The 13,904-nt window shown below is 32.3% G+C and carries 16 protein-coding genes and 1 tRNA gene; 2 read left to right on the top strand and 15 right to left on the bottom strand.

The window, feature by feature from the left end; translation table 4 throughout:
• The first annotated feature begins 5 nt into the window (after window positions 1-5).
• On the top strand, window positions 6-800 hold the full coding sequence (locus LD125_RS01340) for a phosphotransferase family protein (RefSeq protein WP_250136725.1): 795 nt from the start codon (window positions 6-8) through the stop codon (window positions 798-800).
• On the opposite strand, the gene LD125_RS01335 is transcribed toward LD125_RS01340, so the two are convergent.
• The 5 genes from LD125_RS01335 to LD125_RS01315 all read right to left on the bottom strand — a co-directional run bounded on the left by LD125_RS01335 (window position 784) and on the right by LD125_RS01315 (window position 4,175).
• Window positions 784-1,569: a DxFTY motif-containing membrane protein gene (locus LD125_RS01335; RefSeq protein WP_250137454.1), complete on the bottom strand. Its 786-nt coding sequence runs from the start codon at window positions 1,567-1,569 to the stop codon at window positions 784-786. The genes LD125_RS01340 and LD125_RS01335 overlap by 17 nt on opposite strands.
• Window positions 1,570-1,663: 94 nt before the next feature.
• Window positions 1,664-1,737, bottom strand: a tRNA-Gly gene (locus LD125_RS01330).
• Window positions 1,738-1,874: 137 nt separating this feature from the next.
• Complete coding sequence (locus LD125_RS01325; RefSeq protein ID WP_250136723.1) at window positions 1,875-2,621, bottom strand: ABC transporter permease; 747 nt, start codon at window positions 2,619-2,621, stop codon at window positions 1,875-1,877.
• The gene (locus LD125_RS01320; protein WP_250136722.1) at window positions 2,614-3,528 is read right to left on the bottom strand and encodes an ABC transporter ATP-binding protein; all 915 of its coding nucleotides are present in this window, start codon (window positions 3,526-3,528) and stop codon (window positions 2,614-2,616) included. Before LD125_RS01320 ends, LD125_RS01325 begins: the two co-directional genes overlap by 8 nt.
• A gap of 14 nt (window positions 3,529-3,542) precedes the next feature.
• Window positions 3,543-4,175 (bottom strand): hypothetical protein, encoded by a 633-nt coding sequence (locus tag LD125_RS01315; protein WP_250137455.1) that lies wholly within the window; start codon window positions 4,173-4,175, stop codon window positions 3,543-3,545.
• Between the two features lie 199 nt (window positions 4,176-4,374).
• Here LD125_RS01315 and LD125_RS01310 point away from each other — a divergent pair, with 199 nt between their 5' ends.
• The gene (locus LD125_RS01310; RefSeq protein ID WP_250137456.1) at window positions 4,375-6,000 is read left to right on the top strand and encodes a hypothetical protein; all 1,626 of its coding nucleotides are present in this window, start codon (window positions 4,375-4,377) and stop codon (window positions 5,998-6,000) included.
• A 71-nt stretch (window positions 6,001-6,071) separates the two neighbouring features.
• Here LD125_RS01310 and rpsO read toward each other — a convergent pair whose 3' ends face one another.
• The 10 genes from rpsO to LD125_RS01260 form a co-directional block, all read right to left on the bottom strand.
• The gene (rpsO, locus tag LD125_RS01305) at window positions 6,072-6,338 is read right to left on the bottom strand and encodes a 30S ribosomal protein S15 (RefSeq protein ID WP_250136719.1); all 267 of its coding nucleotides are present in this window, start codon (window positions 6,336-6,338) and stop codon (window positions 6,072-6,074) included.
• 149 nt (window positions 6,339-6,487) lie between these two features.
• Complete coding sequence (locus LD125_RS01300) at window positions 6,488-7,258, bottom strand: hypothetical protein (RefSeq protein ID WP_250137457.1); 771 nt, start codon at window positions 7,256-7,258, stop codon at window positions 6,488-6,490.
• Between the two features lie 15 nt (window positions 7,259-7,273).
• A complete protein-coding gene (gene truB / locus LD125_RS01295; RefSeq protein WP_250137458.1) occupies window positions 7,274-8,158 on the bottom strand; it encodes a tRNA pseudouridine(55) synthase TruB in 885 nt (294 codons plus the stop codon).
• Window positions 8,159-8,247: 89 nt separating this feature from the next.
• Window positions 8,248-8,595: a 30S ribosome-binding factor RbfA gene (gene rbfA, locus LD125_RS01290; protein ID WP_250137459.1), complete on the bottom strand. Its 348-nt coding sequence runs from the start codon at window positions 8,593-8,595 to the stop codon at window positions 8,248-8,250.
• Between the two features lie 35 nt (window positions 8,596-8,630).
• Entirely contained in the window at window positions 8,631-10,526 is a 1,896-nt protein-coding gene (gene infB / locus LD125_RS01285; RefSeq protein WP_250136960.1) for a translation initiation factor IF-2, read from the bottom strand.
• Window positions 10,527-10,542: 16 nt separating this feature from the next.
• Window positions 10,543-10,860, bottom strand: a complete 318-nt coding sequence (locus LD125_RS01280; protein WP_250136712.1) for a L7Ae/L30e/S12e/Gadd45 family ribosomal protein — start codon at window positions 10,858-10,860, stop codon at window positions 10,543-10,545.
• Complete coding sequence (locus LD125_RS01275) at window positions 10,854-11,117, bottom strand: YlxR family protein (RefSeq protein WP_250136959.1); 264 nt, start codon at window positions 11,115-11,117, stop codon at window positions 10,854-10,856. Before LD125_RS01275 ends, LD125_RS01280 begins: the two co-directional genes overlap by 7 nt.
• Window positions 11,118-11,120: 3 nt before the next feature.
• The gene (nusA, locus tag LD125_RS01270) at window positions 11,121-12,593 is read right to left on the bottom strand and encodes a transcription termination factor NusA (RefSeq protein ID WP_250137460.1); all 1,473 of its coding nucleotides are present in this window, start codon (window positions 12,591-12,593) and stop codon (window positions 11,121-11,123) included.
• A 20-nt stretch (window positions 12,594-12,613) separates the two neighbouring features.
• The gene (locus LD125_RS01265) at window positions 12,614-13,111 is read right to left on the bottom strand and encodes an LSm family protein (RefSeq protein ID WP_250136709.1); all 498 of its coding nucleotides are present in this window, start codon (window positions 13,109-13,111) and stop codon (window positions 12,614-12,616) included.
• 112 nt (window positions 13,112-13,223) lie between these two features.
• Complete coding sequence (locus LD125_RS01260) at window positions 13,224-13,898, bottom strand: nitroreductase family protein (protein WP_250137461.1); 675 nt, start codon at window positions 13,896-13,898, stop codon at window positions 13,224-13,226.
• Window positions 13,899-13,904 lie beyond the last annotated feature (6 nt).

Raw genomic sequence — 13,904 nt, 5'->3', positions numbered from 1 at the left:
CAGAAATGAAAGTCGGTCAAGGTTTAACCAACAAGATTAGTTTAGAAAAAGGAATGATTAGAAAAACCTCTTCACCAACGGTCGACTATTTTTTAAACCGTAAAGCAGAGAGTGAACTTTATCAACAATTTCAAACTCTTCCTGATCAGGATTTTTACTTAAAACCCTTAACTTGAGGAGTTGATGTTGATCAACACTTTTTTAGTACCTGAACTTATTATCCAAACAGTTATACCTTATTAGACCAACCAGAAAAACTTAGCGATCCTACAACCTTAACTGCAATGATTAAGATCATTGAAGCATACCATCATTTAGAAGTAGAAATGCCCTTCTTTGAAGCAAGAGAATATTTAAATAAGTTTGTCACAAAAATTCAAAACCCCCTAGTTGATCTATCGAGTTATCAAACCAAACTTGATCAAATTATCACCAGATGATACGAACCAGAATTTAAGGTTTGTTTATCGCACAACGACATGGTTCCTGGCAACTTTCTTTTTGTTGATGATCAGTTAAAACTGATTGATTTTGAATATAGTTGTTTCAACCTTGCTTTATTTGATTATGCTGGCGTAATTAGTGAAACTTTACCTTCAAATCAAATCAAAGCTTTTGTTGACCTTTTAGGCTTAAGTGACAAAGAAAAAACCAAACTCAAAGATTTGGTTTTTTATGCTTATTTGCTTTGAATCAACTGGGCAACTTATATGTATGAAAAGATGCACCAACCAGTTTATCAAGAAATTGTGCAGTTAATGAATCAAAAATTACAAAACTTCGCTAAACTTCCTTTTTAGTCTTTTTTGCTTGTCTTTTAACAAAACGTTCACGCTTTTTAGCTTCCTTGGCTTCAAGTTTAACTTCATGTTTATCAATCGTTTTATTATTAAAAGCTTCTAATAATTTTGCATCCAATTGCTTTTTAAATTCGTCTAATTCCTTGGCTTGAGCTTCACGAATTTCATGGTTTTTTTGCGCGCGAACTAAACGAAGCTGAGCTTTGGTGGGAATTGGTTCACCATTCTGATAAGCAAGTAACAAGGTTTCTTCATCTTCTTCAACCTTATAACGATAATTTCGGGCAAAGGAAGTGACAAGAACTCCTAAAAATAATCCACCAATGGCAATAAATAAACCAATCAGGAATCGAATAATTATTTGGACACTGAGATTTAATTTACTATCAACTAACCAACATCCATTCATTATTAAAGTAAAAAAGACTAAAGAAAAAATTAAGGTGAAGGTAAAACTATCTGCATTTTGTCAGCGGTAAAAAAAACTAACAATTTGAATAGTTCATGCTCACAACAAGATTGCTAAACAAATTAAAACCAAGAATCCTGCGTGGGGATTTAATAAATCGTTGTAATGGTTAAAAGCATGATATTTTTTAAGTTCAGGACCAACAAACACTCAAACTAAAATAAAAGGGATAATCGTTTCGATTAACTGCCATAAAACTAACCATCCAAATCTAGTTCTAGTTAAGTTAAATTCTCGGATTTTATTTCAATAAGAATCTTCTCCTACTTTTTGTTTCTCATTATTAAGTTGTTTACTCATTTTTCTTAAATTCCCTTGTAATAGGGTAATTATAACTAATTTTAACCAAACAAAAAAGCAACCCCAGAAGGGGTTGCTTAAACTCATTTACTTATGGAGCAGGTGAAGGGAATCGAACCCTCACAGTCAGCTTGGAAGGCTGAAGTTCTACCATTAAACTACACCTGCATTTAACACCTTTTAATAATACACAATATCATCAGAGAGTGTCAATAAATTTTTGGTTTATTCTTAAAAAATCACCTTTCTTAAAACAAAAAAAGGAGATCAAAATCTCCTTTTTAATTACTTGGTTTAACAATCCTCTATAGCGGTAAGTCTTTTCTAGTAAAGATAAAAGCAGAACCAACATAAGTTCCAATCCCAATTCCTGCTAAAATAATCATTCCTAAAATAGCAGTTGGGTTTAAATCAATCTTACCCTCTTTTATTGTGTAGCCTTCAACATAGAATAAAGTATTAATGGTTAAATATTTGGTATATTTTCCAATCGAACCGATTTGGGATAAAATTGACATCAAAATAAAGAAAACAATAATTCCCCCGCCGATAGCAAAAGTTAAGACAGATTTGTTAAAAACACTAGAAATAATAAACATAAATCCTGAAGTAGCAAACAACAACAACATGAAACCAAACATTTTTAGTGTAAATAATCCTAAATCAACATCAGTTTTTTGCAGAGAAACTGTAGGAAGAATAATAATTAAATTAATCAAGAAGAAAAGCAAAGCATAAGCAGCAAAATAAATAATCTTAGTATTAATAATCTTTCAACGGCCAATTCCTGCTGTCGCAGTATAAGTAATCGTTCCCTTCTGTACATCACCAGTAACAATCCCATTTCCTGCAACAATAATAAAAATCGCTGACATTTCTAAAGCAATTGAAGTGAAAAAGACTGCATCAATAACCTCTGAAACCACCTTAATTCCGTCATCAGCTTCAGCTACAGCAACAATTGCAATTACTGCAAGAGCAGGAACAATTAAACAAAGTAATTCAAAAATCCAGTAGGATTTAATTTGTTTATTAAATAAAAATCTATTCATGACGTTTTCCTTTCTTACTTTCCTCTTCTTTATAAAAGTGTAAAAAGTATTTTTCAAGATCGAACTTATTTTCTTCAAAACTAACTGGTTTATACTTTTCAATTGCTTTTAAGAAACTTCCAACATAAGTTCTAGGCACAGTAAAAGTCACTGTAGTTTTTTCTTCATTAATTGTTTTAATTTTGTAAGTTTTTGGTTTTGAGGTATAGGGTTGATCAAATTCAACCGTGTATTCTCGAGTTTTTCCCGAATTGATTTCACTTAAATCTAGTTGAGAAATAATTTTTCCTTGTTTAATAATCGCTACCCGATCACACGTATTTTCAATTTCTTGAAAAATATGCGAAGACATCAACACGGTATGACCCTTAGCTTTTTCACTTTTAATTAGTTGGACAAACTTATCTTGCATTAAGGGGTCCAGCCCACTAGTAGGTTCATCAAGAATCAAAACATCAGGGTGATGCATAAAAGTCAAGATTAACCCGACTTTTTGTTTCATTCCCTTTGACATTTTCTTAATTTTGACAGTGGGATCAAATTCTCAATACTTAATCATTTCTTCAATTTCAGTCCAATTTTTTAGTTTTCTTAATTGATAAATGTATTTAATATAACTAATCCCAGTTTGGTTTTCTGGTAAAGCTAATTCTCCTGGTAAATAACCAAGCTTCTTTTGAATTTTAGTTGAACCTTTTCAGCAATCAAGGTTATGAATTTTTGCCTTACCTTTTGCTGGTTTAATAAAACCCATTAAATGACGAATAGTAGTTGATTTACCAGCCCCATTAGGCCCTAAATAACCAAATACTTCGCCTTCATTGACACTAAAACTCACATCAAAAATTCCTTTATTGTTTTTGTAGTTTTTGGTTAAGTGTTCAACATCAATAATTTTATTTGTCATTATCTCATGCTCCTTTAATATTTTTTAATCAAAAAGTATCTAACTTTGGGTGGAAAAAGTTGGCTTTTCATGTATTTAGTCAGCAAAACTACTTTGAAAGTACTTATCAATTCTTGAGTCAATAATCAACTTCTGATTAATTGTTTAACTTTGTTATTAAAAATCAAAATTATCTTGATAAAGAATAGTGCTAAAGAATTTGAAAAAACTTTATCAGAAAAAAGATTTTTTTCAGTGATAAAAACAACTTCTAAATTAACATAAACTTCAATTAAGTTTTGTGAACTAACTACAATCAAGTGGAAAACCGCAAAACCAAGTAGTAAACCAATAATTGCTAGGTTTCACAATAAACCCAATCCCGATTCACGGTATTGCCAAAAAACAAAAATTTCATGAATCGAAATAATAAAACTCATACTTAAAACAACGTACTTAAAATCATTTTCTTGGTTAGCTTTTAACGATTCAGTAATAAAAATTGATATCATCATCACCGTAATTATTGAAAAAAACACTAGAGTAAGATTAATAAATATTCTATTAAAGTAAATTACTTTAAAAGCAGAAGAGACAATTGCAAAACTAATAATCAAAACCATCAAGGACTGATATAAAAATTTAATCCTTTTCCGGTTTTTAGTCATTATCAATCCATCCTTTTTTAAAGATCCAGGATAATTCTACCAAAAACTAACCAAACTTAGTATCTTTTAACTTACAAAAACCACTCAACTCTAAAAATAGAAACTTGTTTAAATTGTTAAAAAAATAAACTTAAAAGTGTTGAGTTCTCTTTTTTGTAATATAATAAAGACAGAAGTGAAATGAAACAGAGGTAAAAAAATGAAAAAACTTTTAGTCACTCTATCAGCCTTAGGAATTACTGCTTCATCTGCAGCAACCGTAATTAGTTGTGGTAGCACAGATAAAGATCCTGTGAACGATGCTATCATCAATAGTATTGCTGCAGAATTAGAAGAAAAGACTACCGCTAGTTATTTAAGTGTCGATGTTCCTAACAACGAACAAAGTCAAGATCAGGTTAAAGAAAAGATCGTCAGTCAAAGTGTTAATTTGAGTAAATATAAAAAACAATTAACAATTAAGGTTGCAAATTTTAGTGCAGCAAGTGAAGACGGAGATAAAGGAAAGATAGCTTTAGAAGTACTTCACAAACAAGAAAACATTAAAAATCCTCAGGATGGTTCTAATGAATTTGTGTTTAATTTCCTAACCAAAGATATCGTAGAAGATATGAAAGAAACCATCCCTGGACTAACTAATCAAGTAACTGATTTGTTAAACAACAATCCATCAGTTAACCTAGCAGATTTTAAAGTTGACTTAGGTGATGCTCCAGTGGTTGGAGGAAAACAAACAATCAAGAATTTAATTAACACAGTTATTCCTACCATCAAAGCTTTTCTTCCTGCCAAAATTCCTGCTAATTTTACAGATGATGAAAATTGAGCAAAATTTCAAGGATTGATAGCCACTGCTGAAACACTATTGAAAGACAACAATACAATTAATGAATCAATTACCCCAATGGAGGGAATTAGTTTAAATGTTAGTCTAAAAATTACTGATGTTTTAACAAGTATTCTTCCAGATTTAATTCATTTATCAAACTTTATTGAACAACAAAGTCAAACTGGAAATACCAATCTGATTTTAAATTTAATTCAATATTTCTTTGCTAAACCAAGCGATATTAACGATGATGGTTTTGGTCAAATTAATCAAGGTATTAAAGATGTTAATAATGAAGGACAAACAATTACTTTTACAAATAACTTAGAACGTTTGGTTTATGATCTTTTTGAAGGTTGACAAACTTCAACTGGATCAAAAGTGCCAAACACAACCCCAATCAAGCTTGATTACAATGGCCAACCAATTAGATATCAATCTAATCTAACTGATGAAAACAATATCGCCATTGGAGTTTTCGACTTTATTCCTGAAGTTAATCTTAGCAACTTTATCGACTTTATTCTAGGAACTAATCATTCTTGAGATGATAACCAAGACGAACAAAAAACTTGGGAAGGTGGTTATGATTTACAAAATCCACTTTCATTCTTCTTCACTCTTGGAGGAAAAATTCTTGGATTTGATGATCCTATTCATTTCCAGATTCCAACCAATAATTTGGCTGATGCAATAAAAGATTCTTTAAAAACTTTTTTAAACTCAAACCCAGATTTAGAAAATAAACTTGATTATCTAAACTTGAATTGAACTCAAGGAGAAATGACTGTTTGGTATCAAACTGATGGTAATTGATTACAAGCTAAGACATTTGCAGACTTATTAACAGCAAAAGATCTTCGTATTGAATTTATCAACAATACTTGAGAAGTTAAAAATAAACTAGACAATCAAGTAAAAACAATCATTAATAAAGTTTTAACTTTAAACTTAAACCTTACTACTCCAGTTTCAACTGGTTCTGTTTCAGAATAAATAAGTAGATAAAGTTCTATAACAAAAAAACAGAACCATTATTGGTTCTGTTTTTTTAAATCAATAAGGATTTATTTTCTTAATCCTAAAGCAGCTACCACTTCTTTATAACGGTTAACATCTTTACGAGTTAAGTAGTCTAGTAAGTGACGACGTTGAGCAACTTTTTTTAATAAAGTTCTTCTGGTTGGAACATCTTTTTTGTGAATTTTTAGATGTTCAGTCATGTTATTGATATCCTCAGTTAAGATCGCAATTTGCACTTCTGGTTTCCCTGTGTCAAGTGTTGAACCTCCAAACTGTTGAACCAACTCAGCTTTACGAGTTTTTGATACCATTTTATTTTCCCTTTCTTTAGTTTTGCTAAATACTGTTTAAACTTAGTAAAAATTCTAAGGGCAGAATCTAAACTTAGTAAAAACAAATACTTGATAATCATAGCATATTTTCAGGTCTAAACCTTAATTTTCAAAATGATAAAACCCTTTTATTTCAAAGTTTTTCCTAGATATTTAACTAAAGTAATAAATTCTGGTTTTTTGTTCTTGAGTTGATCAAAATCAAGCAATTCAACCGTGTGGTTAGTCAACAAAATCGTTGCAGCTTGTTTGTCATCAACTCTTCCCTCGTAGCAACCCTCGCTTAACTCTAAATTGGGAAAAACTACCTTTTTTGTCGAGTGGTTATTTGCCTCTACATACAATTTAAACGGAGTGTATAAAAGTTTGTTTGCTTGGTTAATTTTACCCTTTTTTAAAAGATCACGAATTTTAGTCGAAGAAAGTGAACGCGAGTTTCGATTTAAAACATAAACATTCTCATCACCGAAATAACGTTTTAAATCTGTTACTGTTCCTTGTTTATCAGTTCCAAAGGTAAAGTCACTACCTTCAACTAACATCTGACACTTTAAAGTCTTTTTTAACCAACCCATAAATTGGTTTTGACTATAACTTTGCAAATTTTCATTCACCACTAACTCAATGTAATAGTCAAGAGCAAAATAGTCCTCAAAGATGGTCTCTTTTTCCTTTGGATGCATCATCTGGTCATTAACTTGATGATTTAAAGAATTAAAAGAGGAATCAAAACTTAAAACAATTAACTGTAAATAGTTCTTAACTGCTAGTTTAGTAGCAATTTTAATCAATTTCTCGTGATATTGGTGTAAACCATCAAATTTTCCAATCACCACCAAACTCCGCTTGATTCCTGGAATCTTTTGTAAATCATTAATATCAGCTCTAATTGTAATCATGTTAATCCCCTCTTCTTAATGGTTAAAACCACCTTTTATACTCTTATATTGTCCGCTCTCTTCTCGAGCATACAAAGCAACCAAATGGTGTTGATAACTTAAAAACACGCGATCAAGAGTTAAGGGAAGGGTAATTTTTCTTCCGTTTTCCACTTGATAAAACTCTGTTTCATTCAACTCATGAATGGTTCAATCACTTAGTTTTACTGCTTCGTAATTAGGAATTAAATCTGCTCAAGTTAACTCATCAAGGGTTTTTGTTTCATCAAGATGAAAAACTCCCGATTGCAAACGATTTAACATCACCACATGAGCATAAGTATTCAAATCAGTAGCAATATCAACAACCAAACTCCGAATATAAGTTCCCTTACTTACTGTAGTGGTCAAATAAAAAATATTATCTGGTTCTTGAATAAATTCATCAATCCGACTTTGATAAATTTCTACAGTTCTTGGGGAAATTAGCACATCAACCTCATGATTTCTTGCGTATTTATAGAGTTCTTTTCCTTGTACTTTGATTGCGCTATAGATTGGTGGTGTTTGTTCATAAACCAAACCATTGTATTTTTCCACTACTTGTTGTAATTGATCAATGTTCTTCACTGTATGATTAAGATCAGTTTTAACCACTTCACCTTCACTATCATAAGTAGTAGTGTGCTCATAAAGCTTAGCTCCAACCTGATAGGTTTTAGTTTGGTTTAAGAACAAATCTGAAAGCTTTGTCCCTTGATTTACCAAGACAACGACCACTCCTGTAGCTAGAGGATCTAAAGTTCCTGCATGACCGATTTTGTTGACTTTTAACTTGGTTTTAATAGTTTGAATTAACTGGTTGGTGGTCATTTCTTTTGGTTTGTTAACTAAAAAAATCCCTGATGGTTGTTGTGTCATTACTCTCCCTTATTGCAGTAAGTTAATTTTACCAGGGATTTTTTGATAAAGAAAATACTACTCCTTGACTTTTTTGAGTAGTATTTTAACTATTTATCAGCTAAGATTTGGTCAATCCGGTTAGCACGATCTAAAGAATCATCATAGACAAAGCTTAAATCTGGTACTTTCCGCATTTCTAACTTTCTGGCTAACAGTTTGCGAATTAAATTCTTTTTTTCTTCTAAATGAGTTTGAACAATATTCTGGTTAATTGTTTGGTTTGAAAAAGCAATAAAAGAATAATAAACCTTAGCTAACTCATTATCATTAATTAAGCGTACCTCACTAATTGAAACCGCTTTCAAGATGACATCATCAATCTCTTTAATAAGAATTAAAGTTAATTCTCGACTAATTATTGACTCTTTGCGGCCTTGAACTTTAGGATTTTTCATTTTCAATCTCTCCAATCTTCGTAATTATACTAGTATTAATTATTAGCAACAGTCTCCACTAGATAAGACTCAATTATATCGCCGATCTTCAAGTCATTAAAGTTCTTAATCGTAATTCCACATTCAGAACTAGTTTTTGCCTCTTTAATATCGTCTTTTTCGTGTTTTAATCCAGCAATTTCACCATCATAAATAACCACACCATTTCTCAAGACACGCACCTTATCTTTTCGTTTAATAACCCCATCAACAACATAACACCCAGCAATGGTTCCCACAGCAGAATGTTTAAACAAGACACGCACTTCAGCTTGTCCTTGCACCTTTTCAACCATTTCTGGATCTAACAACCCCTTGGCTGCTTGTTCTAATTCCTCAACTACTTTATAAATCACGTTGTGTAGTCTTAAGTCAACTCCACGTTCCTCAACTACCCTACGCACTTCAGCACTAGGACGAACATTGAACCCATAAAGAATTGCATTTGCAGTTTGGGCTAAAGAAACATCAGTACTGGTAATTGCTCCAACACTAGCACGGATAACTTCAATCTTTACTCCTGGAATTTCAAGTTTATTTAAAACTTGTTTTAACGCTTCGACACTACCTTGAGTATCAGCTTTAATAATAATATTAAGATTCTTTAATCCCTCTTCTTCGATCTGAGTTTTGATTTTATCTAAAGTCACAATCTTACTAGTTTGTTCTGCTTCGCGAGCTTGACGATCAGCTTGGGCTGTGGCAATTTGACGAGCAGTCTTTTCATCATTTAAAACTAAAAATTTATCTCCTGGTAAAGGAACATCATTTAATCCTATAACCAGCACTGGCATGCTTGGTTCAGCTTGACTAACACTTTTATTTTGGTCGTCACGAAGGTCTTTAATTGTTCCATACGTTCCCCCAGCTACCAAAACATCACGTAAACGTAAAGTTCCTTGTTGCACTAACACTGAGGCCACTGGTCCTCGGGCTTTATCTAAATGAGCTTCTAATACCACCCCTGAAGCAAACTTATTGGGATTAGCTTTTAAGTCTTCAACTTCAGCTACTAAAAGAATGTTTTCTAATAACTGGTCGAGATTTAATTTGGCTTTTGCGCTTCCTTCAATGAAAGGAACCTCTCCACCCCACTCTTCGCTAATCACTCCTTTTTCCATCAATTCTGCTTTTACCCGGTCAGGATTAACTCCTGGTTTGTCCATTTTATTAATGAAAACAATCATCGGTACTTTAGCTTGACGGGCATGATCAATAGCTTCTTCAGTTTGAGGCATTACCCCATCATCAGCAGCAACAACTAAAACAATAATATTAGTTGCGTTCGCTCCTCTGCTTCGCATTTCAGTAAACGCTTCGTGTCCTGGAGTATCAATAAAAGTAATCTTTTGTTCAGTTTGAGGCATCACAATTTGATAAGCTCCAATTGCTTGTGTAATTCCCCCAGCCTCTGAAGTAGTGATATTAGAATGACGCAAAGCATCTAAAAGGGTGGTTTTTCCATGATCAACATGCCCCATTACTGTAACCACTGGAGGAATGGTCACTAAACTCTTAGGGTCATCTTCAACTTGAAAGGTTTCAAGCAAGTTTTCTTTAGTAACAATATTTTCTTTTTTAAAGTCATAACCATTTTCAATTGCTAATTCAGCAATTTGGTCTTCACTCAATAATGTATTTTGATTTAGCATTAAACCTTGCTTAAAAAAATACTTAACAATTTCAGTCACTGGTTTATTGATTTTTAAAGCAAACTCAGCAATTGTTAAAGGACCAGTATAAACAAACACCCCATCAACTAACCCAGTTTGTTTTTCTTCTTTTAACTTATTTTTAATCGTTTTGGTATGTTGGTTTACCCGTTGTCGTTCCAAAGCCTTTTTTGATTGATTTTTATTATGGTTTGGTTTGTTTTTCTTGTTTTCTGCCATTTAACTCCACCTCTTTTTACTCTTCTTGATATGATTTGAGCAATCAAGCCAAGTTTTTATCACTAATTCCAATTGCACTAATGTTATTTGGAGTTTTTAAAATCTGGTTTAACTCGTATTTGCTAATCTCACTGTCGATTACTTCTATTTTATAATAGTTTGCTTTATTAACAACTTTTTTCTTCTGACTTACTCCCATTTGCGCAGTTAGAATTACCAGAAAAATCTTTTGAGACTGGATCATTTCAAGCAAACGTTGACCATAAACGACCTGATGGGCTTTTGTAGCTAAACCAATCGCTTGTAAGAATTTTTTTTGTTGTCTAACTATCAATGTTCTTTTACTTCAATTTCTAACTGGTCATAGATATGGTTAGGGATGCGGATTTTTAACCCTTTATCTAATAAACGTTTTTTACGCGCTTGTCTAATAGCTTCTAAACTTGGAGCAAGATAAACTCCCCGACCCTTAATTGTTTTAGTTGAATCAATCAAAATCTCATCCTTAGGAGTTTTAACTACCCGAATTAAACTCTCAAAAGGTTGCAAAGTTTGTGAAACTACTTCTTTTCTTAAAGTTAGTTGTCCCATTAGTTAATCATAGTATGAGTCATACTCATCGCCTTCGTCGTCGTCATCACTATCATCCCCACTTATTACTTCATCCAAAGCTTGAAGATTTTTACTGATTTCATCCAAGTCACTTTCATCATTTTTTTCAAGGATTGAAGAATGTTCAGAAGTTTGAGAAATCGTTTGATTTCCTTCCTCATCAGCAATTTCAGCTTGGAAACGTTCTAATTCTTGTTCTAATTCTTTAAGAATATCATCATTGGTTTGAACAACAGATTTTTGATAATTTTGACCATCTCTAAAACGGGGTTGACTAGTACGAAGATTATTATTCTTAGGACCTTTTCTTCGACGCATTGTTGAGTCGATAAATTCTTTTGAAGCAAGTTCATCAGGAGAAATATTTCCGTTTCACTTATTTTCAATTCCTATTTCTTGAGCTTGTTTTACTGAAATAATATTAATTTTCATCTTCAAAAGGTTAGCAACCAAGCGAGCAGCGACCCCACCACGACCAATTGCTAAAGAAAGTTGTTCGTTAGGTACAATAATATCAGCTTCGTTGTTTTCTAAATCAACATCAACTGAAACAACTCTAACTGGAGCCATTGCACTCATAATGAAGGTGTTTAAATCTTCGTCTCACAAAACAATATCAATCTTTTCTCCGTTTAATAGTTCTGAAATTTTACTAATTCGTGACCCATGCACCCCAACCAATGCTCCAATTGGTTCGACATTAGGATCTAAAGATTGGACAGCAACTTTTGCTCTGATTCCTGGTTCACGCGAAATTCCTTTAATATCAATAATTTCTTCAGCAACTTCTGGCACTTCACGTTCTAAAATTCTTCTTAAAAACCCTGGTGCAGTTCGAGAAATTGAGATTGGTGAAAAGCGGTTTTCTCTTTGCACTTCATCAACATAAAAAGAAACTAAATCACCAATTTCAAAATGATCACCAGGAATCAACTTTTTGTTTCATAAAGAGGTAGTGGCATCATCAACTTCAATTAAATAACCATCTCCCCGATCATTAGTACCAACAATTTTTCCAGTTAACAATTGGTGGTTTTTATCAGCAAACTTATCATATAAACGACTACGTTCTGCACCCTTGATTTTTTGTTGAATAATTTGACGGACTTGGTGAATTGCTAATCGAGAAAATTCCTTTTCAAACGGAATTTGACGATGAATAATATCTCCTTCTTTAACCTTGTCACCAAACTCTTGACGAGCATCATCAAGACTAATTTCTAACCAGTCATCAAGATCATCTTGAACTTGATCAACAACCTTTAATAATAAATACATTTTAATCGATCCAGTTTGGTCATCTAAATCAACTTCAGTCAATGCTTCAGTGTCAAAAAAACGTTCGTAAGCTTTTTGAAATCCTTCTTTAATTGCTGTAATAATTTCGTTTTCATCAATACTTTTTTCATTAGCAATTTGGTTAATTGCTTCTAAAATGTTGGCGTAATTTTCCATTTACTTTTTCTCCTTTTTCTTTAAAACTTTACCGCATGGCGAATAAATTTAATCTGGGCAAACTCAAGGTCTAACTTTTGTGGTTTTCCTTTAACAAAATAACTAAACACATATTTCTTGTTTGTCTGGTCAAAACCTAAAAACGTCGCATAAGTCTTAGTAATTCCTTTTTGGGGATTATTAAGTTCTAAATAAACATAATCATTTACTGCTTGGTTTAATTCTGTTTCATTACGAATTGGTTTTTCGATTCCAGCACTAGCAACTTCTAAGAGATAAGGTTCGATAAATTGGTTATCTAAAGTGTCTAAACCTGCTGAAATCGCTTCATTAATTTGTACTAATAAATCAAAATCAAGTGGTTTATTCCCTTGTTTAAACTCAATTAACACTTGTAAAACATCTTCGCTATCAGAATTCTGGTAGCAATTAAGTTCATAAATTCTAAGTTCATGAACAGCAAGAAGCGGTTGAATCAACGCTTCTAATTGTGGTTGAATTTTCTTTAAATCAATCATTTTTCCCCTTATTAACCTTTGGAAATAAGAAAGGAAGGTTATTAACCTTCCTTGGAGTGCTATTTCCTTAATGTCCTTTTCTATTATATACTTTTTATTTAATAAAACAAGATTAATCAATCACTAAAACATAATCAGCTAAAGATTTTCGTATCTTTTCTTGATTGTTTGCGTGAGTTTGTTCTGGATTAACCTTTCCTAATGCTAAACCAATGCCCACGACTTCGTGAGGGTGAAGATAACCTTGCTCTTGTAAAAACTTGGTTAATTGAACTTGATTAAATCCTTCATGAGGAGTGGTATCAATATGTAGTTGTTCTGCTTGAATCATTGATGCAGTCATATTAATGTAAGTTTGAGCAATTGATCATTGCGTTGGATTAAACCCCTCACCTCAAGTTAAGCGTTCATCCCAACTACTAATAATATTACTTAAATCAATTTCGTGTTTAGTTAAAGTCTCAGGATCAAGGATATACTTTCTGGCTTTAAAAATTGATTCGCTTAAAATATAATCACCATGATCAACGACAAACAAAAGGTAAACTGAACAATCAACTAATGCTGTTTGATAATAAAAATAGGGTAAAAGACTTTGACGAAAAGTTTTATTTTTAATTACGATGATTCGACTATTCAGAATCCCAAAACTGCTTGGTGAAAAACGAGCTGCTTTGATAATTAATTCTAAATCATCTTCATCAAGGTTAAAAGTTGGGTCAAACTTACGGACACTATGACGATCTTTTAATAAGTCTGCAACCAAACGACTATCCTTACTTTTCATTCTTAA

Source organism: Mesoplasma sp. JKS002658, from assembly GCF_023566355.1.
Taxonomy (GTDB): domain Bacteria; phylum Bacillota_I; class Bacilli_A; order Mycoplasmatales; family Mycoplasmataceae; genus Edwardiiplasma; species Edwardiiplasma whartonense.
Note: the sequence above shows the minus strand (reverse complement) of the source record. Positions and strands in the feature narration are given on the sequence as shown.